14 protein-coding genes and 1 tRNA gene are annotated in these 20,947 nt (G+C 56.0%); 14 read left to right on the top strand and 1 reads right to left on the bottom strand.

The window, feature by feature from the left end; all coding sequences use genetic code 11:
* The first annotated feature begins 25 nt into the window (after window positions 1-25).
* Window positions 26-1,102: a membrane-bound lytic murein transglycosylase MltC gene (gene mltC, locus AC6BYQ_RS22150; protein ID WP_198636826.1), complete on the top strand. Its 1,077-nt coding sequence runs from the start codon at window positions 26-28 to the stop codon at window positions 1,100-1,102.
* A gap of 50 nt (window positions 1,103-1,152) precedes the next feature.
* Here mltC and speF read toward each other — a convergent pair whose 3' ends face one another.
* Window positions 1,153-3,318 (bottom strand): ornithine decarboxylase SpeF, encoded by a 2,166-nt coding sequence (speF, locus tag AC6BYQ_RS22155; RefSeq protein WP_063919695.1) that lies wholly within the window; start codon window positions 3,316-3,318, stop codon window positions 1,153-1,155.
* A 703-nt stretch (window positions 3,319-4,021) separates the two neighbouring features.
* Here speF and AC6BYQ_RS22160 point away from each other — a divergent pair.
* From AC6BYQ_RS22160 to AC6BYQ_RS22220, 13 genes are all read left to right on the top strand, one after another.
* Window positions 4,022-4,097: transfer RNA gene (locus tag AC6BYQ_RS22160), tRNA-Phe, on the top strand.
* A gap of 1,585 nt (window positions 4,098-5,682) precedes the next feature.
* Window positions 5,683-6,978 carry a lysine N(6)-hydroxylase/L-ornithine N(5)-oxygenase family protein gene (locus AC6BYQ_RS22165; protein ID WP_063918748.1) on the top strand — a complete coding sequence of 432 codons (1,296 nt, stop codon included), beginning with the start codon at window positions 5,683-5,685 and terminating at the stop codon, window positions 6,976-6,978.
* Between the two features lie 40 nt (window positions 6,979-7,018).
* Window positions 7,019-7,903, top strand: a complete 885-nt coding sequence (locus AC6BYQ_RS22170) for an ATP-grasp domain-containing protein (protein WP_498057536.1) — start codon at window positions 7,019-7,021, stop codon at window positions 7,901-7,903.
* A gap of 615 nt (window positions 7,904-8,518) precedes the next feature.
* Window positions 8,519-9,433: an alpha/beta hydrolase gene (locus AC6BYQ_RS22175; RefSeq protein ID WP_498057537.1), complete on the top strand. Its 915-nt coding sequence runs from the start codon at window positions 8,519-8,521 to the stop codon at window positions 9,431-9,433.
* 428 nt (window positions 9,434-9,861) lie between these two features.
* Window positions 9,862-10,272 carry a GNAT family N-acetyltransferase gene (locus AC6BYQ_RS22180; RefSeq protein ID WP_019453029.1) on the top strand — a complete coding sequence of 137 codons (411 nt, stop codon included), beginning with the start codon at window positions 9,862-9,864 and terminating at the stop codon, window positions 10,270-10,272.
* Between the two features lie 28 nt (window positions 10,273-10,300).
* Window positions 10,301-10,990, top strand: coding sequence for a helix-turn-helix transcriptional regulator (locus tag AC6BYQ_RS22185; protein ID WP_019453030.1), 690 nt, complete (start codon window positions 10,301-10,303; stop codon window positions 10,988-10,990).
* Window positions 10,991-11,010: 20 nt separating this feature from the next.
* Complete coding sequence (locus tag AC6BYQ_RS22190) at window positions 11,011-12,312, top strand: cytosine permease (protein ID WP_025160095.1); 1,302 nt, start codon at window positions 11,011-11,013, stop codon at window positions 12,310-12,312.
* Window positions 12,313-12,838: 526 nt separating this feature from the next.
* Window positions 12,839-13,453: a helix-turn-helix domain-containing protein gene (locus tag AC6BYQ_RS22195; protein WP_004937341.1), complete on the top strand. Its 615-nt coding sequence runs from the start codon at window positions 12,839-12,841 to the stop codon at window positions 13,451-13,453.
* Window positions 13,454-14,350 carry a queuosine precursor transporter gene (locus tag AC6BYQ_RS22200; protein ID WP_019453032.1) on the top strand — a complete coding sequence of 299 codons (897 nt, stop codon included), beginning with the start codon at window positions 13,454-13,456 and terminating at the stop codon, window positions 14,348-14,350. It begins immediately after the preceding gene.
* Entirely contained in the window at window positions 14,328-15,167 is an 840-nt protein-coding gene (gene queF, locus AC6BYQ_RS22205; protein ID WP_074055082.1) for an NADPH-dependent 7-cyano-7-deazaguanine reductase QueF, read from the top strand. The genes AC6BYQ_RS22200 and queF overlap by 23 nt, the downstream gene beginning before the upstream one ends.
* A 123-nt stretch (window positions 15,168-15,290) precedes the next feature.
* Window positions 15,291-17,435 carry a phosphocholine-specific phospholipase C gene (locus AC6BYQ_RS22210; RefSeq protein WP_498057538.1) on the top strand — a complete coding sequence of 715 codons (2,145 nt, stop codon included), beginning with the start codon at window positions 15,291-15,293 and terminating at the stop codon, window positions 17,433-17,435.
* 88 nt (window positions 17,436-17,523) lie between these two features.
* Window positions 17,524-18,660 (top strand): ABC transporter substrate-binding protein, encoded by a 1,137-nt coding sequence (locus AC6BYQ_RS22215; RefSeq protein WP_498057539.1) that lies wholly within the window; start codon window positions 17,524-17,526, stop codon window positions 18,658-18,660.
* A gap of 162 nt (window positions 18,661-18,822) precedes the next feature.
* Window positions 18,823-20,946 carry a TonB-dependent receptor family protein gene (locus AC6BYQ_RS22220; RefSeq protein ID WP_498057540.1) on the top strand — a complete coding sequence of 708 codons (2,124 nt, stop codon included), beginning with the start codon at window positions 18,823-18,825 and terminating at the stop codon, window positions 20,944-20,946.
* Window position 20,947 lies beyond the last annotated feature (1 nt).

Here is a 20,947-nt window from a genome sequence, read left to right on the forward strand (position 1 = left end):
TATACTTCTTCCAAACGGCTTTAAGATGAAGAAAATTTTAGCTTTGCTCGTAATAGCGCCTTTGCTGATCTCCTGTTCCGGCAAAAAAAGTGAAGAAATCAACGAAGCCTGGATCAAAGATACCAACGGCTTCGACATTCTGATGGGCCAATTCGCCCACAACATCGAGAACATCTGGGGTCTGAACGAAGTTCTGATCGCCGGGCCAAAAGACTACGTCAAGTACACCGACCAATACCAAACCCGCAGCCACATCAACTTCGACACCGGCGCCATTACCGTCGAGACCATCGCCACCACCGATCCGGCCGCGCATCTGCGCCAGGCGATCATCAGCACGCTGCTGATGGGTGACGATCCGGGCTCCATCGATCTCTACTCCGACGCCAACGATATCCAGATCAGCAAAGAGCCGTTCCTGTACGGCCAGGTGCTGGATAACAAAGGCGCGCCGATCCGCTGGGAATGGCGCGCGGCGCACTTCGCCGATTATCTGCTGCAGACCAAGCTGCAAAAACGCACCTCCGGCCTGCACGTGATCTACTCGGTCACCATCCAGCTGGTACCTAACCACCTGGACAAACGTGCGCACAAATACCTGCCGATGGTGCGCAAGGCGTCGGAAAAATACGGCGTGGACGAGTCACTGATTCTGGCGATCATGCAGACCGAATCGAGCTTCAACCCGTATGCGGTGAGCGGTTCTGACGCACTGGGCCTGATGCAGGTCATGCAGCATAGCGCCGGCAAGGACGTCTTCCAGATGCGCGGCAAGTGGGGCGTGCCGAGCCGCAGCTACCTGTTCGATCCGGAGAACAACATCGACACCGGCACCGCCTATCTGGCGATCCTGCAGAACAACTACCTGGGCGGCATTCAGAACCCGACCTCGCGCCGCTATGCGGTGATCACCGCCTACAACGGCGGCGCAGGCAGCGTGCTGCGGGTGTTCTCCAGCGACAGAACGCGCGCGGTGGGCATCATCAACGGTATGCAGCCGGGCGACGTGTACCAAACGCTGACCACCAAACACCCGGCCGCCGAGTCGCGCCGCTATCTGGTGAAAGTGAATACCGCACAGAAGAGCTACCGCAGAAAGTAACGCTGCCCGCGTGGATATATGAGAAGGGCCGGTGCGAACCGGCCCTTTTTTTACTGCTTGATCATATAGCCGAAGATGCGCTTCCAGCCGTGATCTTTTTTCTCGATGTAGACCCCCTGCAGCTCCGGCGAGAAGCCCGGCAGGCGGTTGATGCCCTCCTCCAGCGCCAGGAAGTAGCGCTGCACCGCCCCGCCCCACACTTCACCCGGCACCACGCACAGCACGCCCGGCGGATACGGCAAGGCCCCTTCCGCCGCGATGCGCCCTGCAGCCTGGCCGATCGGCACCAGCTCGACGTTGTCGCGGATAAACTCCACGTTGGCGTCCTGTGGGTTCATCACCACCGGCGGGAAATGATCCTGACGGAACATCTCTTTTTGCAGCTGTTTGACGTCAAAGCTGACGTACAGATCGTGCATCTCCTGACACAGCCGACGAATGCTGTAGCCACGATAACGCTGCTCGTTCTTGCGGTAAACCGTCGGCAGCACCACGCTCAGCGGCGCATCTTCTTCAACATAGCGTTCGAACTGCGCCAGCATATCCACCAGCTGCTCCATCTTGGCCGGGTTCTCCGCCGGGGTCAGCAGGAACAGGATCGAGTTGAGATCGCACTTCTCCGGCACGATGCCGTTCTCGCGCAGGAAGTTGGCCAGAATGGTGGCCGGCACGCCAAACGCGGTGTATTGGCCGGTCGTGGCGTCAATGCCCGGCGTAGTCAGCAGCAGCTTGCACGGATCGACCAAATACTGATCCTGGGCATAGCCTTCAAAGCCGTGCCACGTTTCCCCCGGCACGAAGGTGAAGAAGCGCGCGTCGTTGGCGATCAGATCGGTATCGTGATCCTGCCAATCTTTGCCCGCCACCTGCTGCGGAATAAACGGTTTCAGTTGGGAACAGCGCTTGAGCAGCTGTTTGCGCGTCTCGATGCCCAGCTTGACGCAGTCCATCCACATGCGGCGCCCGGCGGGGCCGGCGTGCATCTTGGCGTTGACGTCCAGCGCGGCGAACAGCGGATAGAACGGACTGGTCGACGCATGCAGCATAAACGCATTGTTCAGGTGCTTATGGTTACAGTGGCGCTTTTGCCCTTTGATATGGTCGTCTTTCTTATGGATCTGCGACGTCTGCGAGAACCCCGCCTGCTGCTTATGCACCGACTGAGTGACGAAGATGCCCGGATCGTGCTCGTCCAGCTCCAGCAGCAGCGGCGAGCACTCTTTCAGCATCGGAATAAAACCCTCGTAGCCCACCCAGGCGGAGTCGAACAGAATGTAATCGCACAGGTGGCCGATGGTGTCGATCACCTGGCGAGCGTTGTAAATCGTGCCGTCGTAGGTGCCGAGCTGAATGATGGCCAGCCGGAACGGCCGCGCTGCCGCAGCCTTCTCCGGCGCCACTTCGCGGATCTGCTCGCGCAGGTAACGTTCGTCGAAGCAGTGCGCATCGATGCCGCCGATAAAGCCGAACGGGTTGCGGGCAGTTTCCAGATAGACCGGCGTAGCACCGGCCTGGATCAGCGCCCCGTGGTGGTTGGATTTGTGGTTGTTGCGATCGAACAGCACCAGATCGCCGCGGGTCAGCAGCGCGTTGGTCACCACCTTGTTGGCCGCCGAGGTACCGTTGAGCACGAAGTAGGTTTTATCGGCGTTGAACACCCGTGCCGCGTGCTTCTGCGCATCTTTGGCCGAGCCTTCATGGATCAGCAGATCGCCCAGCTTGACGTCAGCGTTGCACATGTCGGAACGGAAAAGGGTTTCACCGTAGAAATCGAAAAACTGCCGGCCGGCCGGGTGCTTGCGGAAAAACTCGCCGCCCTGGTGCCCCGGGCATGCAAAGGTAGAATTTTCCATCTCGACGTAGGTCTTCAGCGTTTTGAAGAACGGCGGCAGCAGCGCCTGCTCATAGGCATCGGCAGCGGCCTCCAGCTGCGCCATGTAGAACGGCTTGCTGGCGCCGGCCAGCAGCGCGAACACCCCACTGACGAACGGCAGATAGTCCGGGGAAAGATGCTCGTCCCCTTCCACCGCCACGAAGGTCGGAATGTCGAACCCCGTCGCCTGCAAGCGCGCCAGAATGCCGGCGTTCACGTCGGCGACCGACACCACCACCGCCGCCACGTCGGTGTAGTCCGTCTGCTCTACGCGCACGATCTGGCGCAGCGTCTCAATGGTGGCGACCAGGCTGGCGCTGGTCGCGATTTTCAATTCTTTCATCATGCTGACTCTCAAACGGTGAAGGATGAGGGTGTGCCACCGGCACGGTAATGAGATAACGCGGTTATCCCGGCAAAAGCGATGCCCGGGCACGGCAGCATAAGCGACGTGCGTGACCGCCTCATGATCGGGGATCGTGACGGTTATCGGAGGAACTGATCTGGGCAGCGTCCGACAGGCATCAGTAAAATCAGGGCCGCAGCGCTGGCTTTACGCATGCCTAACAGCGAGCATCAGGCGGGCTTACCGCATGGCCGGCAGGCGTATTCGGACGGATGACGTACGGAGGAAGCAGCGACGGAACGGTGGCGGCGTCAGATGTCTGGAGCACGAAAGCGTTTGAGCGACAAAACCAGTCATGCCAATAACCCTCTGACTTATAAGAAGCGTGAACACCGTCAGGGAACGGAGAGTGCTAAAATTTGCGCAATGATTGCATGATTCGCTGCGGGGTTCAAGCAAGAGTCATCTTGATTGAGCGTCCGTTGATTAAACCTTAATACGCTGTTATTTAAATAGAATTCTATATAAACCCATTTCCTTTACGGTATAAATACACGTTTTATATGCATATTTATTGGATGACAATCGCCGCCTGCCTCACCCCACGCCTGGCTCGCTGCCTGAAAATAGAGCAACCGATCGGCTTTGTGACAGAAAGCGATTGACGCCATCCGGCCAATACGGTTTAATGCGCCCCGTTGCCCGGATAGCTCAGTCGGTAGAGCAGGGGATTGAAAATCCCCGTGTCCTTGGTTCGATTCCGAGTCCGGGCACCATCTTCAGAAGAACCCGCCTATGGCGGGTTTTTCGCTTTTTGGGATACGGACTCTCCATCGAACTGCGTTCGATTATTCGGCCAAGGGCCTCACCCTATGGGCCAGCGCTGAAGCGCTGTTCAACGCGGCGCCAGCGCCGGTTGTCCGAGTCCGGGCACCATCTTCAGAAGAACCCGCCTATGGCGGGTTTTTCGCTTTCTGGGGTACGGACTCTCCATCGAACTGCGTTCGATTATTCGGCCAAGGGCCTCACCCTATGGGCCAGCGCTGAAGCGCTGTTCAACACGGCGCCAGCGCCGGTTGTCCGAGTCCGGTCGCCCTATTCAGAAGAACCCGCCTATGGCGGGTTTTTCGCTTTCAGGGTTCGCGCTACCCGACCGTACAGGTTCTGATTAATAAAATGCTATCTGAATTATTAAAAATATTACTCAGCTAATAAATCTCTCGCAAAAATTCCGCTCCTCCCGTGCATATCCATTAGCCAAAAAGTGAATGCCCTCCTCATTACACGCGGAAGGTGTATTGATCATGCTCAGTCAAATGAGTAGTGGAAGAAAGAGAGGCAGAACAGCAAACGGCGTTATTTACGAATAGGCCGTAGTTTTAATAAAAAATAAAGCTAAATATATTGCCTTACACAGAGTAATAATGCATGTCTACCCATTACCCTGGCCCGACAGTTTTTCACTCTGGCTAAAGAGTAGAAATGCACTGAGTTAACCGGACTCTCCTCTTGGTTGCCCTGCGGGTTAAGTGCCAGTCACGATGGCCAAACGGATTGTCGGATAGAACTCGCTAACCTGGTCGCCGTACCAGAATCTTTCGCAGCCGGCTCGAGCAATCACCCTCCCCTGGCAATCGTTGCCCTCATTAGTTAAACAAAAGGTAAACCCAAGAGTTAACGCGAACAATCCATGCCCACGGGTTTATGCAACGGGTGGGTAAAATCTTACTGTTTAGCGCGGTAATAAGGAAAAACCAGGGGAAAAATGCCAGGCTCGACTCCGGTTAACTGACGCGCCACGCCCCAGCGTAACAAAATCAACCCATTGAATTTATTTAAAAAACAGAAATAAAAACCAATCGATTTTATAATTTCACTTCTGATTTCATATTTTCAAAAAGCACCCGGCTTCTAATATCACGTTATTTCACCTTCCCAGCGCCTATTTTAAGGCTATCCTAAGCAACAAATACCTGATCTCAGAAATGCCAGACGAACGCAGGCTGGCGCATACAGCAGAAAAACAGATGAGTACCCGAACGGTTGACCTCTTCCCCAAGGTTACTGTTTTCATGACGTGATGAATCAGGTTTATCAGATTCTTACTTAAGAATATTAATTAAATACACACGCAAGCTTTCATAGGGATTTTCATGGAAAGAAAACACCCGTAGCCTTTACCTTATGCGCTACCGAATTTTAAACGGATATTTAAAAATACGACATTTTTAACCCGTGCAATTTTTAATCACATTTAATTCGTGAAGTTTACTTATAAGAAAAAGGCAGCCTGGTTGCTATGAGCCACCCCATCTGCAGCCGTATTTCTGGGTATTATTCTCATTATACTGGAGCTTATTAATGAATCAGCGTTTGGATATCATCGGTATTGGCCTTGGCCCGTCGAATCTTAGCCTGGCGGCCTTAGGGAGTGAAATAGAGGGATTTACGGGGCAATTCCTTGAACGCAAACCTCATTTCTCTTGGCATCCAGGGATGATCCTGGCGGATTGCAGCATGCAGACCAACTTTTTAAAAGATTTGGTGAGCGCAGTTGCCCCAACCAACCCCTATAGTTTTCTCAACTATCTGGTAAAAAACAGAAAGTTCTACCGATTCCTGACAACGGAACAGCGCACCGCGTCGCGTGAAGAATTCGCCGATTACCTCACCTGGGCCGCGAGCGGAATGGGATCGTTGGCGTTCAATCAAGACGTTCAGCGGGTCGAGTTTGACGATCGGGAGCGCCAATTCGTGGTCACGACCTCAAATGCAGTATTCCACGCCAGACACGTAAGCATAGGTATTGGTAAGAAAATAAAGTTGCCGGACTGCGTGACGGCGCAAAACGATCGCTGTTTCCATGCCAGCGAAATGATGCTGCGCAACCCCAACCTGGCAGGCAAACGCGTGGCGATCGTCGGCGGTGGCCAGAGCGGCGCGGATCTGTTCCTGAATATTTTTAAAGGGGAATGGGGGCAGCCGGAACAACTCGACTGGATATCACGGCGCAATAATTACAACGCGCTTGATGAAGCGGCCTTTGCCAACGAATATTTCACGCCTGATTACGTCGAGAGCTTTTACTCGCTCGATAGCGCGGCCAAGCGGCATATGCTGGCCGAGCAGAAGATGACCTCAGACGGCATCACCAGCGAATCGCTGCTGGCCATTTATCGCGCCATGTACCACCGCTTCGATGTATTGCGCGAGAAATTATGGGTGCGCCTGCTGCCCAGCCGTTCGCTAACGGCCTTGAAGCACACGCTGGATAACGCCTACCAACTCGAAACGCACCATCATCTCGATCATGGCCAGGAAGCCTTCAAGGCGGACGTGGTGATCTTTGCTACCGGTTATCAATCGGCAACGCCAGAGTTCCTTGAACCTTTAGCCCACCGTTTATTGACCACTGCCGACGGCGAATACCGCATAGCCCCTGATTTTACCTTTGAGTGGGAAGGCCCTGCGGAGAACTGTTTATTCGCCATGAACGCCAGTATGCATAATCACGGCATTGCCGATCCTCAGTTGAGCCTGATGGCGTGGCGATCGGCTCGCATTCTTAATCGGGCGTTAGATCACCAGCCATTTGATCTGGGAACCACGCCGACCGCCATGCAATGGCGCAGTGAAAGCGTGTTACCCGCGCTTTAAGTCTTAATCATTGTCACTACGCTTTGATGGAATCAGGTATATGAAAAGACAAATCATTAAATTTATTACGAAGAATCTGGCCGTATTGGCCCCCGAATTCAAGGCCAGATTGCTCTACAAAAAGGCATTTGGCAAACCGTTAAACTTACAGGCGCCATCTACCTGGAATGAAAAGATCAATCACCTGAAGTTGAATGGCTATAGTCACAATGCGTTGGTGAAGCAGTGCGCGGATAAATACGCGGTAAGACAGTACATCAAAGATCAAGGGTGCGAAGAGATCCTTAATGAATTGTACTTTGCCTGTGACTCAGTAAGCGATATCCCGTGGGACTCATTGCCGGATAAGTTCGTGATCAAAGGGAATCATGGTTCCGGATATAACCTGATTTGCCAGAATAAAAAATTACTGAATATCAAGAGCGCTGCCAAATTGATCGATGGCTGGATGAGGGATGATTATTGGAAAACCTATGTAGAGCTCAACTACAAAGGAATACAAAAGAAGATCATTGGGGAGAAGTATATCGAATCGGCCAATGGCCACGGACCTGAAGACTATAAGATCTATTGCTTCCGCGGTGTGCCATACTGCACCTTGCTGTGCGTCGGCAGAGAGACTGGGTCGCCAAAATATTACTTCTTTGACAAAGATTTCAAGTTTCTGTGCTACAGCGAAGACTGCCAGGCATTAAACCAGGAACAGATAGACGCTTTCGTAAAACCTGAAGGTTACGACGAGCTGTTTGAGTATGCCGCACGCTTGTCGGCGCCCTTCGAGTTTGTTCGCGTTGATTTCTACATTTCCAAAGGTCAGATCATTTTCGGCGAGCTGACCTTTACCCCTTCCGCCGGGTTGGATACGGATATCCTGCCGCCAACCGATGTTTTACTTGGCGAGATGTTGACGTTGCAACAGCACTGATTTTCAGCGGACAGCCGCTGAGGAGAAATACCGGCAGGCATTTTTGCAGCCCGCCAGCCGGTATTGCCTTAAGGATCATCGGGCCGATGATCCTTAAGGCAATACCGCCGTTACAGCACAGCTCCCAGCCTCCTGCCCCTCTGCCTGCCCAACACATGATTCAGGAACAATACCTCAGCCAGGCTGCATAACCGTTTGAAAAACAATGGCATTAATACATTAATAAGAATCGTTTACATATTTATAATAAAATGTTCTATATGTATAGGTAGCTATAATATAAGATACCGGAAAGTTTCCCTGGTGTTGTTGTGTGTCTTTGCCCTATTTTATAGGGCTTTTTTCACTGATATTCTTGGATAACCTTGTGTTTACATGCCTTCACGCAGATTTTCCCTCTCACAAAAATCATAACTATTTCTAATTAATTTTAACCTCTCTTATTCCTGTACTCGCCAATAATAACAATGGGTTGCTATTAACTTTGCAAAGCGACTGACGGCCCGCTTGTGGGCTTCGGCCGCAATTCGTCGCCGGAATGTCCATCCAAAGGATAGGTTTTTACCGGGCGCGTACGGGTGCTAATATCGACTTTTTCCGAGGATGTTGACCTGCATGTTATTGTCTAACCGGAATTTTATTTCCGCGCTTCTGGCGCTCGCCATCGGCGTTGGGCTGCCGGGCAGCGTGCTGGCCAGGCCCGATCTGGAACGCAAGATCGGCGTTACCGTCGCCGATAGCGATTCAACGGATTACCGCTTCAGCGATCTGCGCTTCGCCTCCGCCGATGGCGAGCGGCATTATCGCATTCGTATCGCTCAGCCGCGTCAGGCGCCTGCGCCTGGTGGCTATCCAACGATTTATTTCCTCGACGGCAATGCGGTGCTAATGGAGCTGAACGCTGCCCTGCTGGCAAAACTGGCGGCGGCGAAGCGGCCACCGGTGCTGGTCATGATCGGCTATGACAACGATCTGCGCATCGATGCCGCCGGCCGTGCCTACGACTATACGCTCCCTCTGCCGGCAAGCATGAAGAAACCGCCGCGGGCCGTGGGAGGCGCAGATGCCTTCTTGCAGTTGATTGAAACGCAGATCAAACCGGCGATCGCCGCCAAAATAGCGATCGATCCGCAGCGACAAACGCTGTGGGGGCACTCCTACGGCGGGCTCTTCGTTCTGCACACGCTATTCACCCGTCCCGCCACCTTCCAGCGCTACATCGCCGTTGAGCCCTCGCTGTGGTGGGGGCAGGGTATGATCCTGCGGGAAGCGCAACAGATGATCGAACGGCGCCCGACGCTGGCGGCAAGTCTGCAATTATGGGTTGGTCTGGCGGAACGCGATCGCGCGGCACCGCCCGGCGTAAAGAACCCCGCGCTGCCGGCGGACGCGACGCATTTGCTGGCCGAACACCTGGCGCCGCTCAACGGCCTTGCCGTCGGCTACCGGGAATGGCCCGCCTTAGGGCATGGTGCCATGCTGAGCGCCACCATCGAGCCGGCGCTGCTCGGCGTCATATCAGAGGACTAAATCAGCGGATCGGCAGGTATCGGCCGCATTTTCATCTGCGACTCATATCTTCTGATAAGAAGAGTGTTTAATATCTGAGACAGAGAGTGGCCAACGTGGAATGGCTGCGGAAAAAACAAAGTGGCTCCCCCGTCGGCAAGTTAGCTTGCTCTATCCGGTGGAGCCATACAGTACTGCAGTTTTCCCGGTGGGGCCCTGGTGAGGCGCAAGATAGGAAAAGATGGTGTAAGCAGGGCATTTCAGCGTTTTAATACCGCCTGTTTCACTATTTTCTTCTCCCTGTGGCAGCTACTATAAGCGCCCTCTCACCTGGCGGAAAAGGGTGAAAACCACCCTTGAAATACATTAATGAAAGTGATATTAGAAGCGGTTAAGGCGAAAACGCCTAGTTCAGTTTTGAATAATTAAATCAGGGAATTATATTAAAAATGAATATTAATATCACCGACAAACCCAACCCGCAGGATGAAGAGTTCGTTATCGACAGTCTGTGGGCTCACAACCATAAAACCCAGCCCGTAGACATTCACCCGTTGTTCCTGACCGTTACCGACGACAATCAGCAGATCGTCGGCGGCCTGGTCGCGCGCACCTGGTGGGGCGGCCTGGAAGTGCAGTATCTGTGGGTCGGCGATCAATGCCGCAAAAGCGGTTACGGCCGCCAACTGATGCAGTTGGCCGAAGAAGAAGCCCGCAAACGCGGTTGCCACATGGCCTATGTCGATACCTTCGATTTCCAGGCCAGAGGCTTCTACGAAAAACTGGGCTACCGGGTCTACGGCGAACTGGGCGATTACGCACACCGCCACACCCGCCATTACCTGGCTAAAAGCCTGTAACGCGGCCTGAGCGGCGCAGAGGTAGGGTATGGGTTCCTCGCATAAAAATAATGAATCTTATTTTAAGGGTCTCATCACCATGATGGAGCACCTGAGCGAGCCCTGGGGCATCAAAGACCAGCTGTCCCGCCACCTCTATATGAACCGCGCCGCTTATCTCTATACCAATACGCCGCTGAACTTCGACGTCGCCGGTAAATATGACCACGAATTCCCCGCCGACTGGGCCGACTCCGCCGCCGACTTTATCGAGCACGATAAAATGACCGAAGCGGCGCGCGATCGGGTCACGGTCATAGAAACGCACTATTGGTACGGTAAAGACAGCCTGACGCCGTTTATCAGCGAAAAGCTGCCGGTGTACAACGACGACAAACAGGTGATTGGCGTGATCTGGAACGCCAAGCCGATGAACAGCCTGTCGCCGCTCAAGTACATCAACCAGCAAAAGCCCAGCGTATTGACCACCGAGGTCAATAACGAGCTGTTCACCCGCGCTGAACTCGATGTCATTTTCCTTATGCTGCAGCGATTTACGGTGAAAGAGATCGCCAAAATCTATAGCGTCAGCAATAAGACCATCGAAAACCGCATTTATAACATCTACCAGAAGGCCAACGTGCATACTCAGCAGCAATTTGAGGAGTACTGCAAATACGCCAACCTGGATAACTACATACCCGATCGCCTGATAACTAAAGGCATTCAGTTTATTTGAACCGCAAGGAAGATCTCACCGTGATAAAGATCGAAGATTATCCGCTCACCCGGGTGCCGCAGGATAAAAGAGTCTCATTTTTAAGCGTGGCCATAGTGCATATGGGCATGCTGACCGCGCTGGATCAGTTCATGCTCGGCGCCGTGCTCGGCAACTCCATGTCGCTGATTGACGCCTTCACCGCCATTTTCGTCGGCAGCCTGATCTTCGGCGTAGTGACCTACGGCCTGGGGCTGGCGGGCATGCGCGAAGGGATTTCCGGCAGCCTGCTGGCGCGCTGGTGCGGCTTCGGCCGTTTGGGGTCGGTACTGATCGGCGTCGTGGTGGCCGTCAGCCTGCTGGGCTGGTTCGGCATTCAAAACGCCATTTTCGCCAAGTCGCTCGACTTCGCGCTCGGCAATAAGCTGGGCTTCGGCCTGGCCGCCGGGCTCTCGGGCACGCTGCTGACCATCCTGGTGGCGTTCGGCTTCAAGGCGCTGCGCATCGCCGCTCGCATTGCCGTACCGATGTTCATCATGCTGGTGGCCTATATCTCCGTGACGGCGCTTTCCGGCCATAACCTGCAGGAGATCATCCAGCTGGCTCCGCCGGGAGAGCCACTGACCATCAGCGCCGGCATCACCATCGTTGTCGGTGGCGCCATCGTCGCCAGTCTGATGACGCCCGATCTGACCCGTTATTCCAAAAACGGCAAACACGTGCTCGGCGTCACGCTCTTCACCATCATCGCCGGCGAGTTCGTGGTGAACGGCCTGGCTATCCTCATTGCTAAAACGCTGGGCACCGCAGACGTCGTCACCATAATGTCGCAAGCGGCCGGCGGCGCGGGCCTGCTGGTGGTGGTGTTCTCTACCCTGCGCGTCAACGATCTCAACCTGTATTCTTCTTCGCTGGGCATCGTCAACGCGGTGGAAGGCATCACCGGCAAAAAGCTGAAGTACACCTACACCACGCTGGTGATCGGTATTCTGGGCACCACGCTCTCGGTGCTGGGCATTCTCGACCGCTTCGTCGATTTCCTGACGGTGCTTGGCGTGGTCTTCCCGCCGATTATCGGCATCATGCTGGTGGACTATTATCTGCTGCGCAGCCACCGCAAAATCCTCGACGAGAGCCGCCGCACGGGCCAACTGCCGAACGAAACGCCGACCATCGGCTGGGCGGCGATCGTCGCCAGCATCGCCGGCGGCGCCGTTGGCCTGGCGACCGAATGGGGCGTACCGACCATCAACTCCCTGGTGGCCGCCAGCCTGCTGTATTGGGTGCTTAAACTGGCCTTCAGCCGGGCGCAAAAACCGCTGGCCTCGCAAAAGTCACTCTGATTGGCAGGCACGCGCGAATGCACTCCTCCGGTAACGGGGGAGTGTTATACGCTTGAAAATACGGATTTCAATGCAGGAGAACGAGCCGCTCGTACAGACAAACGGCTGCGGTGAGGGTCCCTGGTGTCGGTAGCAAGTATCCATCATGCTCAGAGTGTGGAAACGCCCCCTCTGAGCTTTTTATTATAAATAATCGAAGCTTCCGTGTTTTTATCGTAAAGAAAAACTTCAGCTTGCATGAACAGTAGCCCATGAAATCGGTTTTGGTCAACATAAAAGTAAACACAAAATCGGCTTTTGTGTTCACTTTTCCATAAGCAAAAGCTAATCAATTGATTTACACGGTTTTATCATGTGCTCGGATAAACCGGATAATTCCGCTAGCGCCAATAGGCTAACCAGCTGGAAAAAAACAATAATTACCGTAAATAATCAGTCTGTTACCCTTTAGCCGGCGCCTTTTTATCTGGACAACGCCGATGCGTAAGATATAGTGAAGCCTGCGTAATGTTTGTAAGGACAGCCAATGAAAACCACCAACGCACAGCGCAAAATCAACATCATTAAAAACATTGAATATCTGATGCGTACCCGCGGTGAAACCAAGGCTTCCTTTTCCAACCGCAGCGGCCTGACGCGCACCACCCTCTACAAAATTCTCGACGGAAGAGTGAACAACGTTCAGCAATCCACCGTTAATCGAATTTCCGATTTCTTCGGCGTCTCCTGCGAAGAGATCGAAGACTACGATCTGGAAAAACTCGAGCTGCTCAACGAAACGCTGTCCACCGAAGGCAACAAGAACCCTTCCGCCATTCCGGTGATCCCGCAGTCGCGCTACCTGGCCGTCTCGCAGCGCAAGATCGGGCAACTGGTCACCGAGTTTCCTTTGACTTATTTCTTCGGCGATGAGTCAAACATGTTGGCAATGAAAATAGAGACCGAAATTAAAGGGTCATTTATTCCCGGCGAAGTCATTATCATCAAACGTCCGCCGGTACTGATTTGCGATTCGCCTTTGCTGTATCACTCGGGAAAAAGCGGCTTCTTTGTGGTTGACGACAAAGACAGCGAAAGCATGGACAAACGCCCTCAGGACACCGTGCAATTCCTGGGTTACATCGTTGGAGAAAGGCTATAAATGGAACCGAATCAGAAGTTCAAGCTGTTGGGCTTCACCCGGCATGGCACTATCGCGGCCAATGTTATGGTATTGGCCACCGGCAAAACCATCACCATGGGGCTGAATGAACTGGCCGATAGTGAGATATCAGAAGATTTAAGCCGGCATGAGCTGCAGGCGCTGTACCGTAAACTCTATGGCGACAACAAGCAAAAAACCGCCTACGAACTCAGCGATCGCCATGAACGCTCTTGGTACGCCTATTTGATCATCACCGTTGCGCTCAGCGTGATTTATATTTTCTCAACGCTGTGCGGCGTCAAACCGATCCAAATTCCGGTGCTGAACCTCATCACGCCGCCGGCGATCTTCATCTATCCGCTCACCTTCATCCTGGTGGACATCCTCAACGAGTTCTATGGGCTGCGGCTGGCCAGACGCACCATCATCATCTCGTTTATCGCCAACCTGACCTTCGTCCTCGGCGTTTGGGTAACGACGCTGGTGCCGAGCATTCCGCAGTGGGAGTACAGCGAGACCTACAATGGCATCGTGCACAGCATCATGGCGGTGCTGGTGGCCTCGTCGGCGGCCTATCTGATCTCCGAGAACGTCAACTCCTACCTGCTTTGCAAAATCAAAGAGTTGACCAACTCCCGCTACCTGTTTGTACGCGTGATCACCAGCACCGTCGTGGCGTCGGCCATCGACAGCGTGGTGTTCTGTACGCTGGCGTTCTACAACGTGCTGAGCTGGGATATCATCAAAACCATGATCCTGTCGCAGTTCCTGATCAAGGTGGTTTACGCCCTGCTGGGCGTCGGGCCGATCTACGCCACCCGCAGTCTGTTTAACCGCTACATCAATACCGAACAAGCAAAAGGCAATGAATATGCATATCCAAAAGCAAGATAAGATCACCCATCTTGGCGCCAACTCCGATTATCCGGATCAATATGCTCCCGCATTGCTCGAAGCCTTGCCGCGCGCGCGTGGCCGCGATCTGATCGGCGTCGACGAGCGGCAGCTGCCGTTCAGCGGCTTCGATCTGTGGACCGCCTTCGAGCTGTCCTGGCTCAACGGCAAGGGCAAACCGGTGGTGGGCATCGGCGAGTTTACCTTCCCGCACTCCTCGTCGAACCTGATCGAGTCCAAGTCGTTCAAGCTGTATCTCAACAGTTTCAACCAAACGCGCTTCGACAGCGTGGAACAGGTGAGCGCCGCCATGCAGCAGGATCTGTCGCAGGCGGCCAACGGCCAGGTCACCGTCAAACTCTATCCGGGGCTGGAAGGTTATCCGGCGCAGATCGATCGCCTGCCGGGCATCAACATCGACGATTTGGACATCGCGGTTGACGACTTCACGTTCAAGCCGGAATACCTGAGCGGCGCGGCCGATCAAGGGGAACCGGTAACGGAGACGTTGTCTTCCAACCTGCTGAAGTCCAACTGCCTGGTCACCAATCAACCAGACTGGGGCAGCGTGGTTATCCGCTATGAAGGCCGCAAAATCGATCGCGAAAGCCTGCTGCGCTACCTGATCTCCTTCCGCCAGCACAATGAATTCCACGAGCAGTGCGTCGAACGTATTTTCAACGACATCAAGCAGCACTGCCGCCCGGAAAAACTCAGCGTGTTCGCGCGCTATACCCGCCGCGGTGGCCTGGATATCAACCCCTTCCGCAGCGATTTCGAAACGGCGCCGGCGCTCGGCCGCCTGATCAGACAGTAAGCGTCATCCACCAATGCTCCCGCCAGGGAGCATTGTTTTCCTCGATTTCATCTCCCTGTTATTTTTCGCCATTATCGTCGTCAGCGGCTATCTTCAAAGCACACTGACGGAGATTAACGACGCATGCCTGACCTTTCACGCAGAGACATACTGCGGGCTGCCGCCATCGGATCGGCGTTCTCGCTGCTGCCCGCTTCGATTCGCAAAGCGCTGGCCATTCCCGCCAATAATCGCACCGGCACCCTGCGCGACGTCGAACACGTGGTGATCCTGATGCAGGAGAACCGCTCTTTCGACCACTACTTCGGCACCCTGCCGGGCGTACGCGGCTTCAGCGATCGCTTTACCATCCCACTGCCCGACGGCCGCCACGTCTGGCAGCAACAGGGCGCCGAGCGGCTGGTGCTGCCCTACCACCTGGACAGCAAACGCGGTAACGCCCAGCGCGTCACCGGCACGCCGCACTCATGGGTGGATGAACAGGCCGCCTGGGACCACGGCCGCATGAGCGCCTGGCCGACCTACAAAACGCCGGCCTCGATGGGCTACTATCGCCAGCATGAGCTGCCGTTCCAGTTCGCGCTGGCCAACGCCTTCACCCTGTGCGACGCCTATCACTGCGCCATCCACGCCGGCACCAATACCAATCGGCTGTTCCACTGGACCGGCACCAACGGCCCGTCCGCCGCCGACGTGGCGGTGGTGGTCAACGAATGGGACAGCCCCGGCCCGGCAGAGATCGGCTACCAGTGGACAACCTATCCGGAACGGTTGGAGGCGAGCGGCGTCAGTTGGAAGGTGTATCAATTCCTGCCGGACAACTTTACCGACAACCCGTTGGCGGGCTTCCGCCAGTACCGCGCCGCCAGCATTCAGGTGGGCAACCCGGCGCGGCCGCCGAAAGACTTCAACGCCTTCGTGCCCTATCGCGACGAGCTCAACGCAAGCGCGCCGCTATACAAAGGCAACGGCAACACCCTGCCCGCCGCCAGCGGCAACGATCTGGACGCCATGCTGGCCGGGTTCCGCGCCGACGTGCAGCAAGGCAAACTGCCGCAGGTCAGCTGGATCATCGCGCCGGCGGCCTATTCGGAACACCCCGATCCCTCCAGCCCGGTGCAGGGCGGCTGGTTCACGCAAGAGATCCTCAACGCGCTGACCGATAACCCGGAGGTATGGAGCAAAACCGTCCTGCTGGTCAACTACGACGAAAACGACGGCTTTTTCGATCACATGCCCTCGCCTTCCGCGCCGTCGCTGCGTGAAGACGGCAGCTTCGCCGGTAAATCGACGGTGCCGTTCGACACCGAGATCTTCCAGCACGTGGCGCCGCCCGGCTCGGAGGATCAGCCACCGCCAGACGGCCGCATCTATGGCCCCGGCCCGCGGGTGCCGATGCTGGTGCTGTCGCCCTGGAGCCGCGGCGGCTGGGTCAACTCGCAGGTCTTCGATCACACCTCGGTGCTGCAATTTCTGGAGAAGCGCTTTCAGGTGCATGAACCCAACATCAGCGCCTGGCGCCGCGCGGTGTGCGGCGATCTCACCTCGGCGTTCAACTTTGTCGACCCTAACGGCGAAGCATTGCCGAGCCTGCCCGCCACCAGCCGTCGCGCCGCCGACGGCCTGCGTCAACGCCAGGAGCAGCTGCCGCAGGTGCCGCTGCCGTCGCCCGCCCACCAGCGTTTGCCGCATCAACGCCGCCTGGCGCGCCCTTCTCGCGCATTGCCTTACCAGCTGCACGTCGAAGCCGCCGTCGCGGCCGAGCAGCGGCGCGTCACGCTGAATCTGTTCAATACCGGCGAACAGGGGGCGGTGTTTCACGTTTACGATCGGCGAGATCTGGCACAGATCCCGCGCCGCTACACCGTCGAGGCCGGCAAAGCGGTCAGCGACGATTGGCAGACGGAGGATGAGTACCATCTGTGGCTGCTCGGCCCCAACGGTTTTCATCGTGAACTGCGCGGCGCCCTGAGCCGGCCGCAGCCGGAAGTGCGTTTGCGCCCGGCGGGGCGCAGCCTGCAGCTGCAGTTGAACAACCCGGGCGCCGAAGCGATAGCGGTTACCCTCGAACGCTGCCCCTATACGCAGCAGGGCCCGTGGCACATCACGCTGCCGGCGGGCGGCAGCCACCAGCAAACGTTTGACGCCCGCGCCAGCGGCGGTTGGTATGACCTTACGCTGCAAAGCCCCGGCTGGCTGCGCCGCCTGGCGGGCCGGTTGGAAAACGGCGAACACAGCGTCAGCGACCCGCTGATGGGCCAGGAGTAGCCACTATCGGCATCAAGGGTGTTCAAAAAGCGAAAGGATATCGCTTATCATTGCGCTCTCGTTCTTCGCCGATTACTCAAGGATCTCCATGCCCGCTGTTCTTATCGCCAAAGCCGGCCGCTGGCTGGCCGCCTGCATTCTGCTGTTGGCCGGCGCCGCTCAGGCCGCGCCGATCGTCGTCACCGATGTCGCCGGCCGTCAGGTCACTCTGCCGCAACCGGCCAAACGCGTTATCCTGGCCGATGCCCGTGCGCTGTTGGCGCTCAATATTCTGCATCCGCAGGAACCGCTGAAAAACATCATCGCCTGGGACAACTCGCTGAAGGTCAAAGCACCGGATCTGGTGGAGGCCTACGCAAAAAAATTCCCGCAGGTCATGCAGATCCCCACCTTCGACAACCCCTACACCAGCGATTTCAGCGTAGAAAGCGCGGTGGTGCGCCAACCGGATCTGATCATTTTCGACATCGGTCTGCTGAGCAAATTGAAGGACAGTGGCGTACTGACCCAGCTGGAAAAAGTCGGTATTCCGGTGCTGATCATCGATTTTCGCCAGCAGCCGTTGACCAACACCGTCGCCAGCATGCAGCTGCTGGGTAAAGTGTTTGATGAACAGCCCAACGCCGACGCCTTTATTCAGCTTTATCAGCAACGGCTCGACTTGGTGCGCCAACGGGTCGCCACGCTGAAACCGGAGCAGCGCCCCAGCGTCTTCATCGAACGCAGCGCCGGCATCAAAGGCGAGCAGTGCTGCAACACTTTCGGCAAAGGCAGCTTCGGGCAGTTTATCGAGACCGCCGGCGGCGACAATATCGGCAGCAAGCTGTTTTCCGACATGGGCGGTGAAGTGAACGTCGAGCAGGTGATCGGCAGCAACCCGGATTTCTATCTGCTGACCGGCGCCGACTGGAGCCGTGGTCATCGCGGCACGCTGGCGGTGCCGCTGGGCTACACCACCGATATGGCCACCAGCCAAAAGAAACTGGCGCATCTGCTGGATCGCACCGGCATTAACGTACTGAAAGCGGTGAAAGAAAAACGCGTGATGGCGATTTACCATCAATTTTACGACACGCCGCTCAACTTTATCGCCGTTGAGGCAATCGCCAAATTCCTGCACCCGGCGCTGTTTAAAGATATTGATCCGCAAGCGGATATCGAAATGGTCCACCAGAAATTCACCACGCTGGATTACAGCGGCGTCTTCTGGCTTACGCCGCAATAATGTCCGTTCAGGGCCCACCCTCCGGGCCCTGACACCCCGCCCGCGCCACATCGTTACCCGCTTAACTATCCCGTAACAATTCTATTTACTTGCCAATAATTATCATTAAGATTGTCTTTTCTAAAAAAACACATCCGGGTCTGAAACTCTTAAGGCATTATTATGTCACCTCTTTTTCGACTTTCTTTGCTGACGACCTCCATTGCCGTCGCATTCCCTGTCCTTGCTGCTGATAACTCATCTCAAAACGATGCCGACACCGTGACCGTCGTCGGCAACTGGCTGGACAACCCTGATACCAGTTCGGTGCTGCTTAACCATCCCGGCGCGCGCTCCATCGTCACTCAGCAGCAGATGCATGAACAGGGCGATCAAACCATCGCCGACAGCCTGCGCGGCGTGCCCGGCGTGCAGGTGCGCGACAGCAACGGCACCGGCGGCAGCGACATTTCGCTCAACGTCGGCGTGCGCGGCCTGACCTCTCGCCTTTCTCCGCGATCCACCATTCTGATGGACGGCGTTCCATTGGCGGTTGCGCCTTACGGCCAGCCTCAGCTGTCGATGGCGCCGCTGTCGATCGGCAATCTGCAATCGGTTGACGTGGTGCGCGGCGGCGGTGCGGTGCGTTACGGGCCGCAAAACGTTGGCGGCGTGATCAACTTCGTCACCCGCGACATTCCCAAACAGTTTGGCGGCACCGCCAGCGTACAGACCCAGGGCGCCAGCCACGGCGGCCTGAAAACCCTGACCAGCGCCTCGGTGGGCGGCACCGCGGACAACGGCCTCGGCGCCGAGCTGCTCTACTCCGGCCTGCACGGCCAGGGCTACCGCGACAACAACGACAACACCGACATCGACGATTTCATGCTGAAAACGCGTTATGCGTTCACCGATCGCGACGAACTGCTGGCCAATTTTCACTACTACGACGCCAAAGCCGGCATGCCGGGCGGGCTGAGCAAAACGCAATACGCGCAGAACCCGTTCCAGTCCACGCGACCGTGGGATCAGTTCGAAGGCCGCCGCAAGGATATGTCGTTCAAATACAAGCATCAGGAAGACGACAAACAGTTCGAAGTGCTGACTTACTTCACCGACAGCTACCGCGGCAGCAACATCGAATCGGAAGGCACCGGCAAAAACGCCGGATTGCGGCGCATGGTGTCCTATCCGCGTCACTATTCGACCTGGGCGATCGAACCGAGCTATTCACAGCTGTTTCGTTTCTGGGATATGGCGCACGAGATCACCCTCGGCTACCGCTACCTGAATGAAACCATGGATGAAAAGGCGTCGCGTTCGGCCTGGTATAACCCGGCGAACGTCGGCGCCACGCCGGATACCCCGGACTATTACCAGCACACCTCCGGCGGCACCGCAGCCAACGCGTTCTACATCGACGACACCATCAACGTCGGCAACTGGACGGTCACGCCTGGCCTGCGCTACGAAAGCATCCGCACTCACGTGGACGATTCGTTCAACAACATCAGCCGCGAGAAAAGCTACAGCGAACCGCTACCGTCATTGAACGTGATGTATCATCTGTCCGACGCCTGGAAACTGTTCGCCAACGCCAATACTTCGTTCGGCAGCATGCAGTATTTCCAACTGACCAAAGGCGGTAACGGCAACCAGCCGGCGCCGGGGCTGACGGCGGAAAAAGCGCACACCTATGAGTTCGGCACCCGCTACGACGATACCGTGGTCAAGGCCGAGGCCACGCTGTTCTACATCGATTTCGATAACCAGCTGCAGTACATCAGCAACGACGTGGGCTGGACCAATATGGGCGCTACCAAGCACAAAGGCATCGAGCTGGCACTCAGCTACGATCTCAGCGAGCTGAATCGCGCGCTCGACGGCGCCAGCGTCTACACCAGCTATACCTACACCAAGGCCAGCACCGACAAGGGCGATTTCGCCGGTAAAGACCTGCCGTTCTACTCGCGTCAGGTGTATACCGTCGGCACGCGCTACGCCACCGGCAACTGGGTGTGGAATCTGGACGGCTACGCGCAGTCCAAACAGCACTCGCCGGGCACCGGGCCGGAGTACATCACGCAGGAGAGCGCCGACGGCCAGTTCGGCGATATCGCCGGTTACATGGTGTGGAACATGCGCGGGGAATATAATTTCGGGCCGCAGCTGTCGAACCTGACGCTGGGTGCCGGGGTGAAAAACCTGTTCGATCAGCGCTACTTCACCCGCTCCAACGACAACAACTTCGGCAAATACGTCGGCGAACCGCGCACCTTCTTCGTACAGGGCTCGATCGCGTTCTGAC

Source organism: Serratia sp. LTN-2, assembly GCF_059740205.1.

Coding starts and splice junctions, on each gene's coding strand:
- AC6BYQ_RS22185 (WP_019453030.1), top strand. CDS start 10,301: ATGGGTTCCTCGCATAAAAATAATGAATCTTATTTTAAGGGTCTCATC.
- AC6BYQ_RS22175 (WP_498057537.1), top strand. CDS start 8,519: ATGTTATTGTCTAACCGGAATTTTATTTCCGCGCTTCTGGCGCTCGCC.
- mltC (WP_198636826.1), top strand. CDS start 26: ATGAAGAAAATTTTAGCTTTGCTCGTAATAGCGCCTTTGCTGATCTCC.
- queF (WP_074055082.1), top strand. CDS start 14,328: ATGCATATCCAAAAGCAAGATAAGATCACCCATCTTGGCGCCAACTCC.
- AC6BYQ_RS22200 (WP_019453032.1), top strand. CDS start 13,454: ATGGAACCGAATCAGAAGTTCAAGCTGTTGGGCTTCACCCGGCATGGC.
- AC6BYQ_RS22165 (WP_063918748.1), top strand. CDS start 5,683: ATGAATCAGCGTTTGGATATCATCGGTATTGGCCTTGGCCCGTCGAAT.
- AC6BYQ_RS22195 (WP_004937341.1), top strand. CDS start 12,839: ATGAAAACCACCAACGCACAGCGCAAAATCAACATCATTAAAAACATT.
- speF (WP_063919695.1), bottom strand. CDS start 3,318: ATGAAAGAATTGAAAATCGCGACCAGCGCCAGCCTGGTCGCCACCATT.
- AC6BYQ_RS22180 (WP_019453029.1), top strand. CDS start 9,862: ATGAATATTAATATCACCGACAAACCCAACCCGCAGGATGAAGAGTTC.
- AC6BYQ_RS22210 (WP_498057538.1), top strand. CDS start 15,291: ATGCCTGACCTTTCACGCAGAGACATACTGCGGGCTGCCGCCATCGGA.
- AC6BYQ_RS22215 (WP_498057539.1), top strand. CDS start 17,524: ATGCCCGCTGTTCTTATCGCCAAAGCCGGCCGCTGGCTGGCCGCCTGC.
- AC6BYQ_RS22220 (WP_498057540.1), top strand. CDS start 18,823: ATGTCACCTCTTTTTCGACTTTCTTTGCTGACGACCTCCATTGCCGTC.
- AC6BYQ_RS22170 (WP_498057536.1), top strand. CDS start 7,019: ATGAAAAGACAAATCATTAAATTTATTACGAAGAATCTGGCCGTATTG.